Annotated in this window: 12 protein-coding genes and 1 tRNA gene; 1 reads left to right on the forward strand and 12 read right to left on the reverse strand. The window is 35.3% G+C overall.

Annotated elements, in window-relative coordinates; translation table 11 throughout:
* Nucleotides 1–34: 34 nt before the first annotated feature.
* The 3 genes from NH26_RS09465 to NH26_RS09475 form a co-directional block, all read right to left on the reverse strand.
* Entirely contained in the window at nucleotides 35–3,253 is a 3,219-nt protein-coding gene (locus tag NH26_RS09465) for a TAT-variant-translocated molybdopterin oxidoreductase (protein WP_044221371.1), read from the reverse strand.
* 60 nt (nucleotides 3,254–3,313) lie between these two features.
* On the reverse strand, nucleotides 3,314–4,510 hold the full coding sequence (locus NH26_RS09470; protein ID WP_242427315.1) for a c-type cytochrome: 1,197 nt from the start codon (nucleotides 4,508–4,510) through the stop codon (nucleotides 3,314–3,316).
* 593 nt (nucleotides 4,511–5,103) lie between these two features.
* Nucleotides 5,104–5,174 (reverse strand) — tRNA-Cys (locus NH26_RS09475).
* A gap of 277 nt (nucleotides 5,175–5,451) precedes the next feature.
* Here NH26_RS09475 and NH26_RS09480 point away from each other — a divergent pair.
* The gene (locus tag NH26_RS09480) at nucleotides 5,452–5,988 is read left to right on the forward strand and encodes an acyl-CoA thioesterase (RefSeq protein WP_044221365.1); all 537 of its coding nucleotides are present in this window, start codon (nucleotides 5,452–5,454) and stop codon (nucleotides 5,986–5,988) included.
* A 171-nt stretch (nucleotides 5,989–6,159) separates the two neighbouring features.
* Here the strand turns inward: NH26_RS09480 and NH26_RS09485 are convergent, their stop codons facing one another.
* From NH26_RS09485 to NH26_RS09525, 9 genes are all read right to left on the reverse strand, one after another.
* A complete protein-coding gene (locus NH26_RS09485) occupies nucleotides 6,160–7,179 on the reverse strand; it encodes a phenylalanine--tRNA ligase subunit alpha (RefSeq protein WP_044221362.1) in 1,020 nt (339 codons plus the stop codon).
* Between the two features lie 230 nt (nucleotides 7,180–7,409).
* On the reverse strand, nucleotides 7,410–7,871 hold the full coding sequence (locus NH26_RS09490) for an FKBP-type peptidyl-prolyl cis-trans isomerase (RefSeq protein ID WP_044221359.1): 462 nt from the start codon (nucleotides 7,869–7,871) through the stop codon (nucleotides 7,410–7,412).
* A 131-nt stretch (nucleotides 7,872–8,002) separates the two neighbouring features.
* Nucleotides 8,003–8,257: a hypothetical protein gene (locus tag NH26_RS09495; RefSeq protein WP_044221357.1), complete on the reverse strand. Its 255-nt coding sequence runs from the start codon at nucleotides 8,255–8,257 to the stop codon at nucleotides 8,003–8,005.
* A 20-nt stretch (nucleotides 8,258–8,277) separates the two neighbouring features.
* Nucleotides 8,278–9,465, reverse strand: coding sequence for a class I SAM-dependent methyltransferase (locus NH26_RS09500; RefSeq protein ID WP_044221355.1), 1,188 nt, complete (start codon nucleotides 9,463–9,465; stop codon nucleotides 8,278–8,280).
* A 9-nt stretch (nucleotides 9,466–9,474) separates the two neighbouring features.
* The gene (gene buk, locus NH26_RS09505) at nucleotides 9,475–10,551 is read right to left on the reverse strand and encodes a butyrate kinase (protein WP_044221354.1); all 1,077 of its coding nucleotides are present in this window, start codon (nucleotides 10,549–10,551) and stop codon (nucleotides 9,475–9,477) included.
* A 2-nt stretch (nucleotides 10,552–10,553) separates the two neighbouring features.
* Nucleotides 10,554–11,462, reverse strand: coding sequence for a bifunctional enoyl-CoA hydratase/phosphate acetyltransferase (locus NH26_RS09510; protein WP_044221352.1), 909 nt, complete (start codon nucleotides 11,460–11,462; stop codon nucleotides 10,554–10,556).
* A gap of 79 nt (nucleotides 11,463–11,541) precedes the next feature.
* Nucleotides 11,542–11,901 (reverse strand): hypothetical protein, encoded by a 360-nt coding sequence (locus NH26_RS09515; RefSeq protein WP_139262964.1) that lies wholly within the window; start codon nucleotides 11,899–11,901, stop codon nucleotides 11,542–11,544.
* 219 nt (nucleotides 11,902–12,120) lie between these two features.
* Nucleotides 12,121–17,862, reverse strand: a complete 5,742-nt coding sequence (locus NH26_RS09520) for a fibronectin type III domain-containing protein (protein ID WP_158021912.1) — start codon at nucleotides 17,860–17,862, stop codon at nucleotides 12,121–12,123.
* Between the two features lie 372 nt (nucleotides 17,863–18,234).
* Entirely contained in the window at nucleotides 18,235–20,568 is a 2,334-nt protein-coding gene (locus NH26_RS09525; protein WP_044221345.1) for a TonB-dependent receptor, read from the reverse strand.
* Nucleotides 20,569–20,706: the final 138 nt, after the last annotated feature.

Raw genomic sequence — 20,706 nt, forward strand, 5'->3', positions numbered from 1 at the left:
AATTTGAGTACTAAGTAATTTCTATTACTTAGATCTATGAATGAGCCTCTTCCTTGTTTCTTACTTTAGCTAAGTAATAAACGTTAGGACGAGTATTGATTTCATCCAACACATTGTAAGCACGCTCTTTCAATTCGCCTTCAAGTAGTTGGCGAACTTCAGATTCAGGATTATTTAAGTCACCAAACTTAATTGCTCCTGAAGCACATGCTGACGAACAAGCTGTAGATACATCAGAGTCAACCATTGGACGGCCTTCTCTCTTAGCATTCAACTTACCTGCTTGCGTTCTCTGAACACACATAGAACATTTCTCCATCACACCACGAGAACGAACAGTAACATCTGGGTTTAATACCATCTTACCAAGATCGTTGTTCATGTTGTAATCAAACTCATTATTATTGTGGTATTTGAACCAGTTGAAACGACGTACTTTGTAAGGACAGTTGTTCGCACAGTATTTTGTACCGATACATCTGTTATAAGTCATTTGGTTCAAACCTTCAGATGAGTGAGAAGTTGCAGCAACTGGACAAACAGTCTCACAAGGAGCGTTGTTACAGTGCTGACACATCATTGGTTGGAATACTACTTCTGGGTTACGTGCTGCACGCTCCATTTTAGCATAATCCGTCATTGATGCATTTTCTTCTTCAGTAAACTCGTCTTCCGGACGTTCGCTATAGTAACGGTCTAAACGCAACCAGTGCATTTCACGACGGTTGATTACTTCTTGCTTACCTACGATAGGTACGTTATTCTCAATATGACATGCAGTCACACAAGCAGAACAACCATCACAAGAGTTCAAATCAATCGCTAAGCCCCAATGGTGACCAGGATATTCGTGCACATCTGCTTTGATTCCTGTTACAGAATTCCAAAGTAATGCTGCACCTGGCTTACCTTCGTTAGGTTGCTTAGGATTTTTATCGTAACCGTTATTATTGATATCCCATGCAGATACATCAGTTGGTTTCTCTTTACCTGAGTAAGTAGAGATCATAACCTCATGACGAGCAGCTGCTGGATCTTTTACGTATTGAGCAAGTGTAGTTTCTTGGATAATAGAATGACGGCTCATGATTGTCTCATGCGTCTGAGTTTGTGCTACGTGAGTTTTATTTCCAGTAGCAACAACAGCAACACCTGATGTAATCGTGTAGTTTGTCAATCCTTTAGCAGATAATAATGACATAGCATTGAAACCTGCTGCTTCTTTAGCGATTTTACCCAAGTCATCTTGACCATAACCTAGAGGTACAGCAACAACACCTTTTGCTAAACCAGGCTGCATGATAACAGGTAGTTCAAATTCTCCAGATTTAGTAGTTACCTTAAGTACTTCTTTCTCTGTTTCGAATTCTTTATGAACACCTAAATCTCTTGCTGCATCTGGAGCGATGGCTACGAAGTTACCCCAAGTTACTTTTGTAATTGGATCAGGAGTTTCTTGAATATATGGGTTATTGGCTAAAGAACCATAGCCCATAACTGTTGAAGGATAAGCTACAAATTCCCAATCAGCAGTAGTTTTGAATTTAGCAGAAACAGCTGCACCTGCTGCCGAAGCATCAGCTGAAGCAGAATAATCTACTGCATCACTACCTTGATCGAAAACAGATTTGTAACCACCTGCATTTTCAGTTTCAAAGATACCATTGTGTAATGCTCTCACCCAGAAAGATTGTGCTACAGCTTCAGAAGACTGAAGACCAAACACCTCTGTTTTCCAGAATGATTTCACCAACTCATCATAAGAAGCATCAATACCAGCCCATGCTAAGAAAGAATCTTGTGCTTGACGAGTATTAAATATTTTATTGATAGTTGGTTGAGCAATACTGAAGTATCCTCTTTTGTATTCAGCATCATTCCAAGCTTCAAGATAATGAGTATCAGGAGCATTGAAAGTACATGCTTTTGCAGTAGCATCTAAACGATCATTCGTTGATACAGAAAGTTTTGCTTTCTTGATACCTGCTGCAACTTCTTTACCTCTAGCGTAATCGTAAACAGGGTTACAGTTATAGAATACAACTGCTCCATATTGACCACCTTTTAAAGCGTCAACAAAAGCATTCATTTGTACATCTGAACCTTGACGAGTATATAGAGGAGTATTTAAGTCTACTGTTTTACCGTAGTTCTCAAGCATTTGGTTGATACCATTCACCAACAACTGTACATTTACATCGTTGATTCCTGATACTACCAATGATTTACCTTTGGCTTTAAGTAATGCTTTAGCTGCTCTAGCAATGTTAGCATCTTTGATTGTACCTTTTACAGTAGCGTTTCCAGTTGCTTTTGCGATTGCATTATAAAGTGCTGCTACAGCTACACCTTCTTGAGATGGTTTTAAAGCAGAACGGTAATCCGCTGCTGCACCAGTAATTGTCAACATTGTCTCGAAAGAGAACAATTGAGACATCTTCTTCTTGTTTGGTCCCACTTTTCTTGTTGGAGCAAAATCTGCAGAGAAGATTCCTGGAGCTACCCAATTACCTAGAAAATCAGCGTTAAAACTTACTACTACATCTGCTTTACCAAATGCATAAGAAGGAACTGCTGCTTTTCCAAATTGCTTTTTATTTGCCTCAATAATTGCTGAGTTGTTGTCCTGATCGTAAGTTACTACGTCAGCATTGTACTTATCTGCAAATTGATTAAGGACTTTTTTTGTTGATGGTGAAACAACAGTGTTTGTAACTACTGCTACTTTACCTGCTGCACCTAACCCTTTGATGATCTCAGCATCTGCCTTTTTCCAAGTAGTTTTAGTACCACCTTTAGAAGGATCTTTTGCTCTAGAATCATCATACAATCCCATAATAGAAGCATTCGCACGAGCAGTAATTGCACCGTTAGAATATTTAGAGAATGTGTTACCCTCAATAAAGATAGGTCTACCTTCTCTAGTCTTCACTACTACTGGCATTGCATCTGAACCGTTGAAATAAGTAGAAGCATAATAGTTTGCTACACCTGGATCAACGTTTTCAGGTTTGTTTAGGTAAGGAATAGCCTTCTTGACTGGTGCTTCACAAGCAGCTAAAGAAACTGCCGCTACAGAGAAGCCCATCACTTTCAAGAAGTCACGTCTGTTGCTTTTGAATTCCCCTTCCGAGTTATCACCATAAGCATCCTTAATAGGAAGGTGCTCTGGGAATTCCTTATCAGCATATTTTACGAATTCAGGGTCATTGGTTAATTGCTCAACGCCCTTCCAATATTCTTTCTTTGCCATTTCTCTATTGTAGAAAATCAGTTGAAAGCTTAGTGAACAAAAGGTTCAAAAAGCGACAAATTAATAGTGACATTTAGCACATTCTAAACCTCCGATGTCTTTTACTTTCATCGGTTCTTTAGAAGTTGCATCGTGCATTTCTACCATTTTGTCATAATACGCATTACCTTTCGCGTTTACGTCTGTCTTACGGTGACAGTCAATACACCATCCCATTGTCAACAATGAGTGCTGTTGAACAACCTCCATTTTTTCAATCTCACCGTGACATGTTTGGCATTCTACGCCACCCACTTTTACGTGTTGAGAGTGATTGAAATACGCTAAATCTGGCAGGTTGTGAACTCTCACCCATTGGATTGGCTGATCATTCTCTACTGCTGCGTAGATTTTTTGAATTTCTGGAGAATTCTGACGGATACTGTTATGACAGTTCATACAGATGTTTGCAGAAGGAATGTTAGCATTCTTAGATTTCTCTACACCTGTGTGGCAGTACTTACAATCGATCTCATAATAACCTGCATGCAGTTTATGTGAGAAGTTGATTGGTTGCTCAGGAGCATAACCTTGTTGAATACCTACTGCGAATAAAGCGTCGACTGTTACCTTAGCAACTACGATTACAAACACAAATGATGCTAAGCCAACAAATACTTGGCTTCTAAAAATTGCAGCTAGGCTGAATTTCTCATTAATGTACGCTTCATCTTCAGCTTCAAGTCCTTTCTGTTGTCTTAGATATTGAGTTAGTACATTAGCAAGAATGACTAAAACAATCAAAACAATACCCAATAAAACAAGTAGTCCAATAATAACCCCTACTAAAAGGTTAGAAGAAACTACCATACCTTGAGGCGTTCCCGCCTCTGCACCTGTGGATGCTGCCGCAGCTTCAGCTGCTGGTTTAGCTGGACCTTTTATCGTCGCATCTTTCACATATGCTAAAACCTGTAAGATCTCCTCATCAGAAAGATCTTGGTTGGGCATAATGGTAGGTTTGAACTCTTCGTAAAGTGCCACTGCGTAAGCATCGCCACTTTCGATTGTTTTGCCTGGATGTTTGATAAATTTAGTCAGCCATTTGACATCACGACGCTCATATACATTTTTAAGCGCCGGTGCGATACCTTTTTCGTGTATTTGGTGACAAGACGAACAGTTTCCATCGAAAAGTTCCATCCCGGCCGAGATTGACGTTTCATCAGTAGGGATGCCATCACCCTGCCCAAACACCATTGTGCTTGCTAAGAGCAATCCGCAAACTACCACTAATGTGGAACGCAACCTTAATACACTTCTGCCGATACTCATACCATTGAAGTTTTTATACAAAAAAATTAGATGAAATATGCAATTGTACATTCGGTTGCAAAACTAATACGGGGAGGTTTTAAATCAAACTTAACAATAAAGGCCCTATTTATAGGGAAACACACTCATTAACACATAATTCATTTATTTACAGTTGTTTATGTAAATAAAAACTCAATTATCCCTTATTTAGAATAATTACAAATTACACTTTTTAATGACATTTGACATCTTTTTAGGATAAATGAAGATCAGCAAAATATGTAAACACTCTTAAATTTTCTTAATAAGCCCAAATAACAAGAGAAATGGTATCAAAAATAAATGAATTATGATCTTTGGGGATTAGTCGAATACCTCACACTTTTAATTTATAATAGACTTTTAATCGTTATTCTTCAATAGAAAATCTGTATAGGTTGTAGTACTGATTCATCTCAATGGAAATAACGAAAACTATTATTTCAACCGATGTAAACAAAGAAAAAAGGGCATAAAAAAAAGCCAAACCAAAATAATTTGATTTGACTTTTTAGAGGTGCCAGGCGGATTCGAACCGCCGTACGCGGTTTTGCAGACCGATGCCTAGCCGCTCGGCCATGGCACCCTTTACCTTTACGACGATGCAAAAGTAATACATCAATTCTTTTCTCCCAAATGAAAATATAAAAAAAAGAGTAAATAAAATCTAAGATTCTGTAATACAAACGTATAATCTATCATCTTTTTAAAAATTAGTCTATTCTTTATACTTAACCAATGCTTTTGAGTGTATATTCATGAAAGATTTTAGTTGAATTGAGTTTTCAATTAACATCCTATTCAAATTTAATTCCTCACATCCTTTCTTATCTTTGACCTACAAACCATACTTTAAACATAAAATGACACTAGAAAAAACACCAAAAGAATCTTTTGTAATATCTACAGAAATGGTTCTACCTAATGATACTAACCCATTACACAATTTAATGGGTGGTCGTTTATTACATTTGATGGATGTTGTTGCTGCCATATCAGCTCAAAAACATTCCAATAGAATTGTAGTAACTGCCTCAGTTGATAATGTCTCATTTAAACACTCTCCAAAACTTGGGGATGCGATTACTTTAGAGGCACATGTTACCAGAGCTTTCAATTCTTCTATGGAAGTATTCATTCGTGTTTGGAGTGAAAATATACCTGATGGCTCCAAAATAGAAACCAATCAAGCTTTCTTTACTTTCGTAGCGGTTGATCAATCGGGTAGACCAATTATGGTTCCTAAGATTAAACCTGAAACTAATATCGAAAAGAAATTATACGAAGAAGCATTACAAAGAAGAGAGGTTAGATTAATGATGGCAGGTAGAATGAAACCTAAAGATGCCACTTCTTTACATTCGATATTTGAAACAATTAAAGAAGTGAAAAGTGAGTAGTTAGCCACTAGACGTTTTTTGGAGAACGCTCTTCGCTTAGAGAAAATACATTGCTAGCGGAGTAAATATATAATTTCAGCTTTTCATTGTCTATTCGACTTTATAAAAAGGCCAAAAGGTCACTTTCCTAGGAAAGCGACCTTTTTTATTTCATCTAAATGTATTCCTTTATTATAAGGCAGAGAATTGACGTAAGAATCTTAAATCATTTTCAGTAAACAATCTAAGGTCGTTGATTCTGTATTTCAACATCGTCATACGTTCAATACCCATACCGAAGGCAAAACCTGTGTATTCTTCTGGATCAATACCTGATGCTTTTAATACATTAGGATCTACCATACCACAACCACCGATTTCTACCCATCCAGTGTACTTACAGATATTACATCCTTTTCCACTACATACAGTACAACTAACGTCTAATTCGGCAGAAGGTTCTGTAAATGGGAAATAAGATGGCCTTAATCTAATTTTTGTATTAGGACCGAAGAATTCTTTTGCGAAGTAATACAATGTATCTTTTAAATCTTTAAATGATACATTTTTATCGATATATAAGCCTTCTACCTGATGGAAGATACAGTGTGCACGAGCAGAGATTGTCTCATTTCTATATACTCTACCAGGTGATAATGTTCTAATTGGAGGTTTTTGATTTTCCATCACACGTACTTGTACCGAAGAAGTATGCGTACGTAAAGCAATATCAGGATCTTTCTCTAAGAAGAAAGTATCTTGCATTTCTCTTGCCGGGTGATTTGGAGGGAAATTCAATGCTGAGAAGTTATGCCAATCATCTTCAATTTCCGGACCTTCAGAAATATTGAAACCTACACGTTCAAAAATTCTTGAAATTTCTTCACGAACTTTTGTAATTGGGTGTACTGTTCCCATTTCGTTAGGAACATTCGGAAGTGTTAAATCATGATGATTAATATCAGAAGCTTGCGCATCTTCTAAAGAAGTTTGAAGTTCCTGAAATTTCTCTTGAGCAGCGTTTTTTAAAGCATTTACTGTTTGACCAAAAGTTTTACGTTCTTCTGGTGCTACTTCTTTCATTTTCGAAAATAAGTCAGCAATAATACCTTTTCTACCAACAACACCTACACGGAAATTTTCTAAATCTTCTTTAGTTGCCGCAGTTGCTTTTTCTATTTGTTCTTCAATTTTTTTTATCTGCTCAAGCATAATTTCTAAAAATATATTGAATGGGACTTGCCCTTAATAATCTAAATCTTCTTTTAGAAAGGATATCTTTCTAATTTTCAAAAGGCAAAGATAAAAACTATATTAACTTATAACACGAGGAAAGTCATAAAAACCAAAGAATAATGATTTGTTATTAGTTTCCTTAACAAAAAACGCTTCAATCTATCAAAAGATTGAAGCGTTTTTAGAGTTTAACTCTTTATTGTTAACTAGCAGTTGCAGTTTTCGTCTTCACAAGACTCTTCACATACTTCTACTAATTCAAGATCGAAGTTCAAGTCTTTACCCGCCATTGGAGAGTTAGCATCAACTTTGATGATTTCTTCAGTTAATTCTACAACAGTTGCAGGAATTGGACCTTGTGGGCTTTGAAGACCGATTTGGTCACCTACGTTAGGTTTCATATCTGCAGGAACATCTGATCTTTTGAATTCGATGATCAAATCTTCACGAGCAGGTCCGTAAGCTTCATCGCAAGGGATATTTACAGTTTTCTTATCACCAACATTCATACCCTCAACTGCTTTATCAAAACCAGGGATCATTTGACCAGCACCAACAGTAAAAGCGATTGGCTCGTTTCTATCGTATGATGAATCAAATTTACTACCGTCGTTTAAAGTACCTGTGTAATGTACTTTTACTTTGTTTCCCTTTTGTGCTACTGACATTTGTCTATATATTTGAATGTTAGAGCGTACTACCGCTCAAAATGAAATGCAAAAATACAACAATGTTAAGGGTTTACAAGTATTTGTTAGGAAATAATGAGGATTCTCATCAACTAATGAATCAATCTTAATTATTTCTTCTTTTTAAATACGATCATGACTCCATCTGTATAGCTGAAGCCCCATCCACCTGTTCCTACATTTGAAGAACTTGCAGAAGATAATGGAGTTATACTTACTAGTTTAAATCCTTTTTTCTCATGCTCTTCTAAACAATCATTTACTTGTTGAGCAGTATCTTCCCCATGTATTTTTACAGATCTCAAACGGTCTGATGTAGTTCTTCTAGACTCTTTTTTAGTCTTAATATATACTGTTTTAAACATCTTTATTGCTTGTTATATTTTTATGATATTTTCTCACATTTCAACAACACTTTATCATTATTAAATAAAGTAGTTGCAAAAAGGTATTGATCTCCACCGTCTTTTAACTTCAGTTTCTTTTTCAACTGATCTACTGTTTGAGGAAAGTTTCTTACAGATAAATTAGCTTTTAAAGAAGGTAAGTTCTTTTGTAATGCCTTTTTTTGCACCTGAATTGATGCTTTTATCTTAAAGGCTCTTCCCGGAAATGTCTCAATCAGTTTATCTGAAGTATATAAATGAGAATTAAGATGCACCTTTTTTAAACCAAATTGATTGGCTACAGATTTAAATGCACCTCCTTTCATTACAGCTGCGTTTGGCTCGTATAAATAGTCGTACAATTCACTTGCCAATTCTACCCCTGTATACTCCTCATCCTCTAAAATAAACGAAAAGATACTCTCAGTATTGTTTGATTTTAAATCTACACACTCAATTTGGGTGTTTTTTTTCTCTATTTGATGATCAATGTAAAACAAAATCTCCTTGCATTCGCCCTCAACGGCGATTACCCAAACCTTAGATACATTATTTAACTGCCTTAACGACTGCTTGATATCTAACATCGGTGAAAGCTTTATCAGTACGCTTTTGGCTTTCTCCTGAAGTAAATCTTGATGATCAATTAAATTAGGTTCACAATCAGAAATCATTACTACCTTTTTATTGTGCTCATCACGACGTGCAGGATCAACGTAAATCATATCAAATTGTTGTTCACTTTGACCCAACCATTCTAGACTATCTCCATTGATTACCTCAATATTATTACGGCCCAAAGTTTTAAAGTTTTGAGCACTAACACTTGCTAAATAATCTTGTCTTTCTGCATAAACTAATTGATCAAAAACAAAAGAAAAAGCCCAATCATCTACACCCATCCCTCCTGTTAAATCAATCATAGATTTTCCGTTCACTAAGGATGCCTTAAACTTTGCCGCTCTTTCTGATGAACTTTGTTCTAAAGGTACACGCTCTGGGAAAACAACTTCTTTATTCTCAAACCATGTAGGTAGCTTCTTTTTAGCCTTTTGCCTTGATGCTATTTGATGTGCCGCCACCTTAATGTCCACTTCAGGAAATTTTTGTGCTTTTAATGCAATCTCATTAGGATTTACATCTTCGTGATTTTGAATAAATTGCTTGGTGAGGGAATCAATGATCATTTTACTTTATTAATATTCTGTATTTCCGTATTCTTTAGGAGTGACTTTTTTCTTAATCACTTGGTATCCATTGAAGGCCAAAGCCCACATTTCGTCTTCTCCAGGATGGATTTCAACAGGAGCAATATGTTTTACAAACTTTTCAAGTTCGGATGTAAACCATTGACCATAAGCTAAACCTCCTGTCAAAATAATAGCATCTACCTCATTGTTTAATGGAACAACTAGGCTATTAATAGATTTAGCAATTTGATAAATCATTGCTTGCATTATTTGTTCAGCTTTGGTGTCTCCATTCTGAGCCGCATCTATTACCTCTTTTGCATCTATAGTATTTAAATAAGCAGACATACCACCTTTACCTACTAACATTGAGATCATTTCTTGTTGAGTATATGCACCAGAAAATGCCGCTCTTACTACATCTCCAACGGGTAAGGTTCCACTTCTTTCAGGTGAAAATGGTCCGTCTCCATCCAATGCTTGATTGACATCTACCACTTTACCTTTTAAATGAGCTCCAACAGAAACTCCACCACCCATATGAGTCACTATTAAATTAAGATCTTTGTAGTCCTTCCCTATTCTATTCGCATAGGTTTTAGCTACTGCTTTTTGATTTAAAGCATGAAAGACTGATATTCTTGGAAACTTAGGATGCCCTGATATTCTAGCAATATCAGATAATTCATCGACTACTACTGGGTCTGCAATATAAGCATTTACCTCTGCTTCTTTTGCGATATCAAATGCAATTTTAGCAGCCCAATTACTAGCATGCTTCCTTGGTGTTTCTTTTAAATCATGAAGTAAATTCTCGTCTACTAAATATACTCCTGATTCTATAGGTTTTGATAACCCACCTCTAGCCATCACAATGGCCAAAGTAGAGATATCAATTTGTTCTTCTTTTAGAAATTCAACTACTTTTTCTTTACGATATTGAAGTTGATCTTCTTCTGAAGGAAAACCCTGAAGCTCCTCAATAGAGTGCCTCAATGTTTTTACTTTATATTCTTTTTCTCCTTCGTATATGGCCACTTTTGTGGATGTTGACCCAGGATTAATAACAAGTATATATTGCATATCTAAAATTCAATTGAAGCTGCAGCTAAACGGATAGAATTTAATTTCGTTTCCATAGAATCTGCTCTTGAGGTTAAAACGATAGGTGCTTTTGCGCCAAGAATAATTGACGCTACTTTTGCTGAAGCAAAGAAAACAAAAGCTTTATATAATACGTTACCTGCTTCAATATCTGGAACCAGTAATAAATCGGCATTACCAGCTACAGAACCTTTGATCCCTTTATGAGAAGAAGACTCTTGAGATATTGCGTTATCAAACGCTAAAGGACCATCAATTTCACAATTTCGAATTTGGCCTCTATTGGCCATAATTGTGAGAAGTGCAGCATCAAGAGTTGCAGGCATTTTTTCGTTTACCATTTCTACAGCGGCCAAAGCGGCAACCTTAGGTTTTTCGATGCCTAACTTTCTCATAAAATCAATTGCATTATTTAAAATAGCAATTTTAGTATCTAAATCTGGGGCAATGTTCATTGCCACATCGGTTAGAGCTAATGGTTTATGGTATGCAGGTAAATCAAATAATGCAATATGGGAGATACATCTACTTTTCTTTAGTCCCCACTCTTTATTCAATACTCCTCTCATAAGTTCAGCTGTTGATATATGTCCTTTCATTAGAAAGTCAGCCTTACCATCATGAATTAAAGAAACAGCCGCTTTTACTATTTCCTTATATTCAATCTTATGAATAATTTTAACGCTCCTACCAAATACAAAACCCAATTCATCGCACAATTCTTTAATTTCATGCTTATTGCCTACTAATATGGGTTCAATAATATCATCTTTATATGCTTTATAAACAGCCTCCAATGCATTATCATCAGCGGCAGCACACAGTACTAAACGACGTTTAGTGGTCTGTTTATTTAAGATATCTGTAAGTTCGGATATACTTTTTAACATGTTAATAATAGGTTAGTATCTATACTAAGGGAATAAATAGGTAATGTGTTTTTATATGGACAAAAGTAATCAAAAATCCCTATAAGGGAATGATTTCTAGAATAGAAAATGATTTCTCGTATTCCATTACTTTCACTTGAACATTTTGCCCTACCTCGGCATTCAACTCTCCCCTAAATCTAGCAGATAATTTTGCTCCTACTTTGGGGTAACGAGTAACTCCGGGTCCGCAGCCTGTCAAAGACTTCACCATAAAAATGGCTCCTGTACCCTCGATGGTCAATAACTCTCCGTAAAATACGCAAGTACCGGGAGACACTCTTAAATCGTTATTATCTCCTGTTACTTGACTACCGTCTTCACCTCCTACTATTTGTACGTAGCTAGATGATTTACAGCCGACAATTAAAAAGGCGATACTCCATATTAGAAATCTCATTTTTTTCATGCTGCGAAGGTAGGAAAGGAAAAAGGATTTAGAAACACTTTATTTAGTTTAACGTTAATGCTCACGTAAAACAAAGATTTTCATAAAAAAGGGAATCAAATTTTCACATTTATTCCCTTTTCATTTTACAATATCAACAATGATCTATTTCTTCATATTTAGAGTAATACATATAAATGCTAAACAACCCTCTTTTTCAAAGCATAGTAATTAGTGTTTTACTATCATTTGATGTTCTGATTTTTCATCATCAAATACTTTCAAAATATACTGACCTGTAAAGAGATGATTTAAGTTAAGTGATATTATTTTGTTACTAAATTCTTGTTCAAAAACTTTCTTACCCTCTAAAGAATAAATAGCGATCGTTATTTTACTCCTCCATTTTGGAGGTAATTCTAAATTAAATTGTCCACTACTCGGGTTAGGGAATAGTTTGATTTGACTTGTCAATTGAGTAGTAATATCGGTTACATCATTTACCTTCGTGAAGACAAAATGCTCACTTTTAGAAGATTCTCCATTTGAGTTATATGATTTTATCCAATAATGATAATCACCTTCTTCTAATTGTTCATAATCTTTAAACATTTGATCATTTTCACCTGCTTGCCCCACTAATAAAGTATCTGCAGAGTTCACTTTAGATCTATACACTCTAAACCCATGTTCATTTGTAGAGTTATCTCTCCATGTCACTTTTTGATGATCTAAAATATCTAATACTTTTAAAGTATGTGGTGGGGTTAGATAATGTTCTGTTTCATCAGATAATAGATACATGTATTCAACTTCTGGAGAATATCCCATCTGATTGTAAGCCACCAATAAATATTTATATTCCTGCCCTTCCTCAACATCGTTATCATAATAATAAGTTGTATTTGGAGGTACTTCTACTAATTGATTAACCGTTCCTGAAGTTCTTTTCGCTCTATATATTTGGTATCCATATTCATTATCTGACTGATCCACCCATGTAAGCATCAAACCTTTTGATTCTTTGGAAACTCTAAAGTTCCCTGCCATTTGAGGTAAAATAGTATCATCTTTTGCTCTAATAAATGATGAGATAGTGGCTCCTGCAACTCCTTTATTAAATTCGGTAATGTAATAGTAATATTGCTTCCCTGCCAAAATGGTATTATCAATAAACTTATGTATTTGATTGGAAACCGTCACCACTAAAGTGGAATCATCATTACCCACCATTTTTCGATAGATTTTATATTGATCTCCATCTTGTTTAAGGTCATTCCAAGAAACAGTAATCATCCCTTTTGTTTCTTCAATAGCATTTAAATTAGTTAATCCTTCTGGTGCTAAAGGGTAAGTTGAAATAGATAATGAAGGAGAGCAATAATAGTTCTCTAAATAAGTAGCAGCAACATAGTACTGGTATTCATTATTCTCTACAACATTATCATCCATAAACTGAGTAGTTGAAGGAGGTAAAGAAGCTATTCGCACAAAGCTTCCCTTTTTATTTTTTCTAAAGACGCAGTAACTGTTTTCTAATGTTGAACTGTCTGTCCATTTTAAATAATGTTTTCCGTCTAACCTCATTAACTCAAAATCTTTCGGTAAATGTATACCCATTTCAGCGGATACAACATTAGAACTAACATCTCCAAGATGATTAAAGCTGGCTACTTTATATTCATATACTTCTCCTTCTTTTACACTTTGATCTACAAATCGATCATTATTATAAGGCAATTCTGCTATTTTCTCATAAGAGTTACTCAATGCCTCTTTTCTATATACAGAAAATCCTAATTCATTCGTAATCACATCTTCCCAAGTAATCTCTACAGAAGTACTTCCATCAACACTAGCTTGTAAATTTTGAGGCGCTGCAGGTATAGAATCTCCAGACATGGTGTACACAAATAATTGAGGTGTACTTTGGAGTTTTCCATCATGTAAACCATTAATTGCACTAAGCTTAAAATAATAAGTAGCAAATGGAATCAGGTTTTTCAATTGCAACAAGGTTTGATTCACATCAGTTGTGAACGATTGAGAAAAGGATACTCCTGCATCCGTAGAATATTCTAAAAGGAAACCTGTTTCTAAGGCTGAGTTATCTCTCCAAGATATCTGTAAAGAATTCTGAGATGTTTCCTCTATAGTAATTGATGTAGGTCTTTCTAATAAAGAGTAACTTGTAGCATAAGCGTAAGTAGATTTCCCTGCTCCATTTACAGCTGCCACTCTAAAATAATACTTAAGAGAACCAAATTGTACATTAGTCAAATGATAGCTTTCAAGGTTCCTGCTCACCTCCTGTATAGGTACATAACCACTGAATTCGTTTAGAGAATACTCTATAATAAAATGGTCTTCGTCGTTACTCTTATCCTCCCAATTTAATTGAAATCCACCTAGATTATAGGAAGCTTCTAAATGATGTACTGGGTTCGGAGTTGAGGTAACTCTTACAGAAGCTATTGGTGAATTTTCACTTTCTCCTTCTGCACTAAATGCTCTCACTTTATAATAATAAGTTGCACCTTCATTTTTTAATGCGTTATCAACATAACTAGTTTGATCTGCATTGACCTGTGCTATAGTTACAAATGGTAAATCGGGAGATATTGATCTTTCGATTATAAAACCAGATACTTTATCCTCTATCTGCCAATCTAATTTAATGGATGTTTTACCGTCTAATTTTGCACTTAAACTTTCAATATCTGATGGTACTAGTCCCCCTTTTGAACGTCCAAATACTTCAAAAGCTAAATCATGATCTTTGTAATTGTATACAGTACTAGAAGTCCACTCGGTATATCCTCTTCTATATAAATCACCTTTATCAATAAAATAAAACTCGCTACCATTTTGTTCAGTACTATTGTTTCCTTTCCAATAGTAAGACCCTTCATTTCTGTAAGACATTACTGCTGCTACTGTCAACCAATATTTCCCTTCCGGTAGATCAATATTTTCAGGAAAATGATAGGTCAGATATTTTTTATTTCCAAACTGTATATCTACATCACCAGAATTAAACAACTCTGTATTAGATGGCTTACCATTATCATCTTCCCATATAATTACTCTATAGATTTGTTCTTTCCCACTAGCACTTTGATGATAGATTTTTACGCCAGAAACATCCCAGACTAAATCAGTACCTACTTCAAAATCATCTGCTGCATAAATTTCTGATTCAAAATCTGTAAAGTATTGACTTCTATAAGCCTTACCATCTGACATAGATTGCTCATACAATGTAGGTGAAATAATTCCTACAGTACTATTGAATTGCATAGATGAAGTCAATTGACCATCATTAGCTGTAATCGTTATTTTTGACTGCCCGAAATTATCTGAAGATGGACTAATATATAAATAGGTACCATCAATTGATGCTGTCATTACATCAGGGTTTTCAGAAGAAACACTAAATGTCAATGGATCTACTTCATGATCTTCAAACAAGTTGCTTAAATCAAAAACACTCGTTTGATCTCCTTGGTAATAAAACTGATCTGAAATCTGATTTTTCACTAAAGGTGGTGTGTTTTCTGATCCATAATATGATGTAAATATCCCATTGGAATGTGTACCTATCACCACCCAACCGTCTTCTCGTGTTTTAATCATTCCAACTACAGCATCTCCTACTTCTGTTTGTGCTTGTTGCACCCAATTGGATGAAGATGATAATTGTTCACTGTGGAATAAACCTATACTCGTTCCAACGAAATAAGACGTTTCTTTTCCTTCAGGTTGATGAAAAGCAAACCATCTTATTGATGGTCCTGCTCCACTACCGTCTTCATTTTCTTCTAAGTTCCCACTAATATTCTCCCAAGTTTCACCCGCATCTTTTGATTCAAATAAACTAGGAATTTGATAATTCGAAAAAACGGCAATTACATGTTGATCATCTTTAGGGTTCACAGCTAAACAAGACACATACCCAGAAGGTAAGCCTTTGTCAGTTGATATAATTACGGCTGTTGAACTTGCATTTTCAGGTTCATCAATTTTATAAATTTTACCTGTATTTGTCCCAACATACAATCGATGAGATCCTTCTGTAGAAACATCTAAAGCTGTAATCGATCCTGATGCATTGAAGTTATATTTAGACCAACCTGTTCTAGTACCATTAAAAGTATAACCAGAACGTATACTTTTTAAATCTGTATTGACCCAAAGTGTTTTTCCTGAGGGGTAATACATCATGTTTTCATCCGTGTGATCTAATAAAAAGGGGTTAACAAACAACTGGCCTGAGGCATCCTTGGGTTGAATACCATCGTAACCTGTAGGATTTCTAGGATCATCTCCTTCGAATCTCAAAATTTTACCATATTGAGTACTCGTGTACCGCATAGATTGGTCAGATACAATGGCCACATAACAACCATCTCCCCCTCCGTATTCTTCAATCCAATCTGCTTTTACGTCTGAAGATGAACTCAACCATTTACCATTATCTTGAAAACCAGCTAATATTCTCGTATCATCAAAATTCTTTTCAGGTATTGCGATACCATAACTTTGAGTTGTGTAATAACCATTGTTGATATATTCCCAAGCAACTTCTTCTGCCATGATATTATCTGTGTAACTCAATCCTCCATCATGAGCAGATAATACATGGTTTGCATTTGAGGGCAGGAAAATGAGTTCATGATTATCCGGGTGATGCCCTTCATAAATACTCACATTATTTTCTGTTGAATACCCTCCAATCCATTTTGTTTCTGTAGTGGTTCTAAAAGCATTATTTGATCGGTAAACATTTGTACTACCGATAAACACAACACTTTCATTATCAGGTTTATATTTAACAAATTGATTATAAGAACCTTGTGACATATTTCCTACATACCCTCCAAATGTCGGTAAATTAGACGTTAAGTCTTTCCAAAAATTTTCATTCGACAGGTACTCAAAAAGCATATGACTACTTACCCCTTTGCTTGGAGAATGCACAAAAAATATTGCTTTATTAGGATTGGATGGAGAGATATCTATTACTACCCTTTGAAAAGCTATATTTTTTAACGCATCTGGAGTGATATCATCCCATGTCTCTCCTAAATCTTTTGACTTGTAAATCCCATCATTTGCCAACGTAGCATACACAATATCATCAGCACCCACAGTTATTTCTGTAAAAATTGATCGACCATCTCCTAAAACCTTTTCCCAATTATCTCCTCCATCTTTTGATATTGATATACCTTCAGCATGTGCTGCATACAGATTTCCTTCTGTATCCATGTCTATTTTATTGACAAACTGGAAATGACCATCTTGTTCTGTCGGATTACTCTCAGTTGCTTCAATTGCGTGCCAGGTTACACCGTTATCTGTTGATTTAAATATACCATTTCCTCTATATGTTGCCCCTCCACCTGAAGTGGAATTACCGTAGACTTCTCCTGCACCATAATACCAAGTATTTGCATATGCTATTCTAGGGTCTTGCACTATACAAGTAATTCCCTGACGGTCTGTTGGTGTGGTTACTTTCACCCAAGTTTCTCCTGCATCTATAGATCTCCAAAGTCCGCCTGCTACACCTCCAGCAAAAATTATTTTTTCATTATTTCTATCTATGGCTAATGCTCTAGTTCTACCGCCAACATTATAGGGGCCTCTTTGTAGCCAAGGTGAATGAAGAGGTTGGATAAGACGCTTATTCGCATTTTGTGCATTTAAAGCATGACCAAAAATATGTTCCATTTCAGAAATATTGTTTGGAATCTCATGAGTATATGGATTCTCAATCATCATTTTTTCATGAGCAATACGAGAAATGGGGTCATCTTTTTGTCTTTTGAATTTTAGGTAAGGCATCGTTTCACTCTCCGAAGCATCTAAAACGGGTGTTTGGTCCTGAGAATAAGAGATAGTAGTCAGTAGACACAATATGAAGACAAGTGAATGCCAACACAAAGTGCGTAGATAAGTAGCGTTCATGGGTATTAGGTCTAACAATGACCCGTATGAAATGAGCATAAAAGCTCATTAATCATACTTTTTGGGGGTCACAATAATGAGTTAATAAATATAGCTTTAAGATATTAGGTCGGCTTCAAAGCCTTTATAAATTAGGTCTAACTAATATACCAAAATCTTTAGTGGCATAATAGGTTAAAGTTCAAGTACTTGATATTATGAAATGATATACTTAGATAAATACAATTTATACACTAACCTGATTCCCAGGTAACTGTTAATTAAAGAAGGCAGAAAAATAAAAAGCAGGTAATTTCTTCTATGGCTATTATGTATCAATAATAACTCATAAGAAATTACCTGCTATCAAGTAGTGATATATTGTTCTATCTCTTAAAACATCACTTTATAAGCAATGTTTGGTAGAATCAACACATCAGTATCATCAGAAATACTTTGTGTCTTTTGATTGTACTGATAACCATAGTATTCTGGAGCTCCTAAAGCATTAATTATTTGAAGCGTCCATTGTGAAGTATATTTTGGCTTCATTATTTTATAAAGAAGACTGACTGATAAGATTTTACTTGACGGATATTGCTGAGAATATGCATTATCATAATCATACACAATTTCCCCAGAATCAATTGTTTCCTGTTCTTTTACAGGGTGTCTCCTATCGCCTCCCATAAAAGTAAATTTACCATTTACTGATAAAGTCTTATTTCGTTCCCTACCAACTGTCCATTCTTTACCTCCCAAAACATTAAATACATAATTTTTATTGAATTGAGAATTTCTTTCAACACCATCTCCTCCTGTATATTTAGAATCAAAAATGGAAGAGGTAAAAGTATAGTAAAATCCCTTCTTAAGAAATTGCTCAAAGGTTAAATCAAGGCCTACATTTCTACCGGTTCCGTTATTTACCAAAGGTGCGTCTACATACCATTGATGTGATAAGTTGAGCATAGAAAAGTAACTCCCTTCTACCACAGGAATATTATAAAGGTCTTGATAGAATAACTCTGATTTAAATCTCAAGTTGTTTTTGATATTCCAATTATACCCTAATACATAATGATGTGCTTTTGAAAAATCTAAGTTTTGATTAGGATAAGTCTGTTCTCCTCCTTCATTTTGAGGCAATAAATAATAATGCATTGCTTCCATTTGACTATGTAATCCATAACTAAATGATAAAGAATGCCAAGGATTTAATTGATATTTAATTGCAGCTCTAGGCTCTATCGAGATCGATTGTGTTCCTTCAAAATATTGTCCATAAACACCAACATTCATAGACCACTTCTGAGATAATTGAAATTTTGATTGAGTATATGCTTGAAGAAACATACTTTGACCATTACCAACTGCAAAGGTCTCCATAGGATCTCCCATTTCTTCGGCTTGCTGCATATTGATATCAAAATGCTTTTGTGTAATTGTTATACCTGTTCTATTGGTGTGTTTTGGTCCAAATTTGTAATGGATATACGATTTATAAGAGAAATCATATTGTACATTTTTAAAATCATCAATAGGGTTACTCATCATATTTTTATCTAGTTCTGATGATGTCCAATAAGTCGCGTTCCCTGTAAAACCTACAATATTTTTCCAATATCCTTTTTTATTGATAGGTACTTGATAAGAAACACCAGAACCGCCAAAAAGTATACTTGTAGAAAAGGATTGATTGGCATCATCAAATGTCCATTCGGTTGAATCCATGGAAGCATCTCTATATTGTCTATCTGCACCACCAACAGCCCAAATGTTCCATTCTCCTCCATTTTTAGTTGGAATGTTAATCTTGAACGATAAATCCTGATAACCTAAAAATCCCATTTCTTCGGGTAAGATTGGAGCTAATAATGCAAAAGTAGAATACCTATAATTAAACAGATAGGTAGCATCTCCTCCTTTTTTAAAAGGCCCTTCTGCTCCAAAATCAATACCATTCACCCCTAATTGTGCTTGATAAGAACGCTTTTCTGTATTACCAGTTCTTAAAGACAAATCAAACACACCTGCCATAGCGTTACCATAATCTGAAGTAAAGGCACCTGTATAAAAATCAGAGTTGTCCATCACATAAGTACTTAATGCTGTAACACTCCCTCCTCCAAAAGCAACTATATTAGAAAGGTGATTCGGGTCTGGAATAGGTAAATCTTCTACCTGCCATAAAACTCCTTTAGGGGCATTACCTCTAATTACCATCCCATTACTTCCTGTAGAACCTGCTACTCCAGCAAAAGCTGTGGCTAACCTTGCAGGATCGTCAAAACCACCAGCATACCTACTACTCTCTTCTACCGTAAATTGTCTACCAGATGCAATTGCCATTGTATTTTGAGGTTCATCTTTTGATGATTTATACACTACTTCAACCTCATTCAAAACTGTCTCATCTTCTTGGAGGGAAATATTTAAGGTATTACTATATGTACTCGGCACTGCAACCTCTTCTTGGATAAAAGATTGATACCCCAACATTTGAAACTGAATATTATACCTTCCCATAGGTAATTTTAACGTAAACTGTCCCTCCACATCGGTAGTCATCGATACGGTAGTTTCATTAAATTGAGTAAAAACTAATACTCCGGGAAGCGGAAGTTGAGTATCTTTATCAACGACTTTGCCTGAAAGAATATGCTTTACATTTTGAGCTTGTATATTAGCAATACTAAATAATAAAAGCAGTAGGATCTTTTTCATTTATTTAAATCTCTATTTAATTGATGATGATTGATAAGAATAATCTGATATTTACATAAAATGAAGTAATAACTGATTAACTATGATACTCAGATATCATAATACAAAGAGAATATATTTCTGATCCTTATTCAATAC

Source organism: Flammeovirga pacifica (genome assembly GCF_000807855.2).
GTDB classification, from domain to species: Bacteria; Bacteroidota; Bacteroidia; order Cytophagales; family Flammeovirgaceae; genus Flammeovirga; species Flammeovirga pacifica.

Bases quoted from the DNA above. Each gene is read 5' to 3' on its own strand.
- NH26_RS09465 (WP_044221371.1), bottom strand. From the start codon at position 3,253: ATGGCAAAGAAAGAATATTGGAAGGGCGTTGAGCAATTAACCAATGAC.
- NH26_RS09480 (WP_044221365.1), top strand. From the start codon at position 5,452: ATGACACTAGAAAAAACACCAAAAGAATCTTTTGTAATATCTACAGAA.
- NH26_RS09485 (WP_044221362.1), bottom strand. From the start codon at position 7,179: ATGCTTGAGCAGATAAAAAAAATTGAAGAACAAATAGAAAAAGCAACT.
- NH26_RS09490 (WP_044221359.1), bottom strand. From the start codon at position 7,871: ATGTCAGTAGCACAAAAGGGAAACAAAGTAAAAGTACATTACACAGGT.
- NH26_RS09495 (WP_044221357.1), bottom strand. From the start codon at position 8,257: ATGTTTAAAACAGTATATATTAAGACTAAAAAAGAGTCTAGAAGAACT.
- NH26_RS09500 (WP_044221355.1), bottom strand. From the start codon at position 9,465: ATGATCATTGATTCCCTCACCAAGCAATTTATTCAAAATCACGAAGAT.
- buk (WP_044221354.1), bottom strand. From the start codon at position 10,551: ATGCAATATATACTTGTTATTAATCCTGGGTCAACATCCACAAAAGTG.
- NH26_RS09510 (WP_044221352.1), bottom strand. From the start codon at position 11,462: ATGTTAAAAAGTATATCCGAACTTACAGATATCTTAAATAAACAGACC.
- NH26_RS09515 (WP_139262964.1), bottom strand. From the start codon at position 11,901: ATGAGATTTCTAATATGGAGTATCGCCTTTTTAATTGTCGGCTGTAAA.
- NH26_RS09520 (WP_158021912.1), bottom strand. From the start codon at position 17,862: ATGAACGCTACTTATCTACGCACTTTGTGTTGGCATTCACTTGTCTTC.
- NH26_RS09525 (WP_044221345.1), bottom strand. From the start codon at position 20,568: ATGAAAAAGATCCTACTGCTTTTATTATTTAGTATTGCTAATATACAA.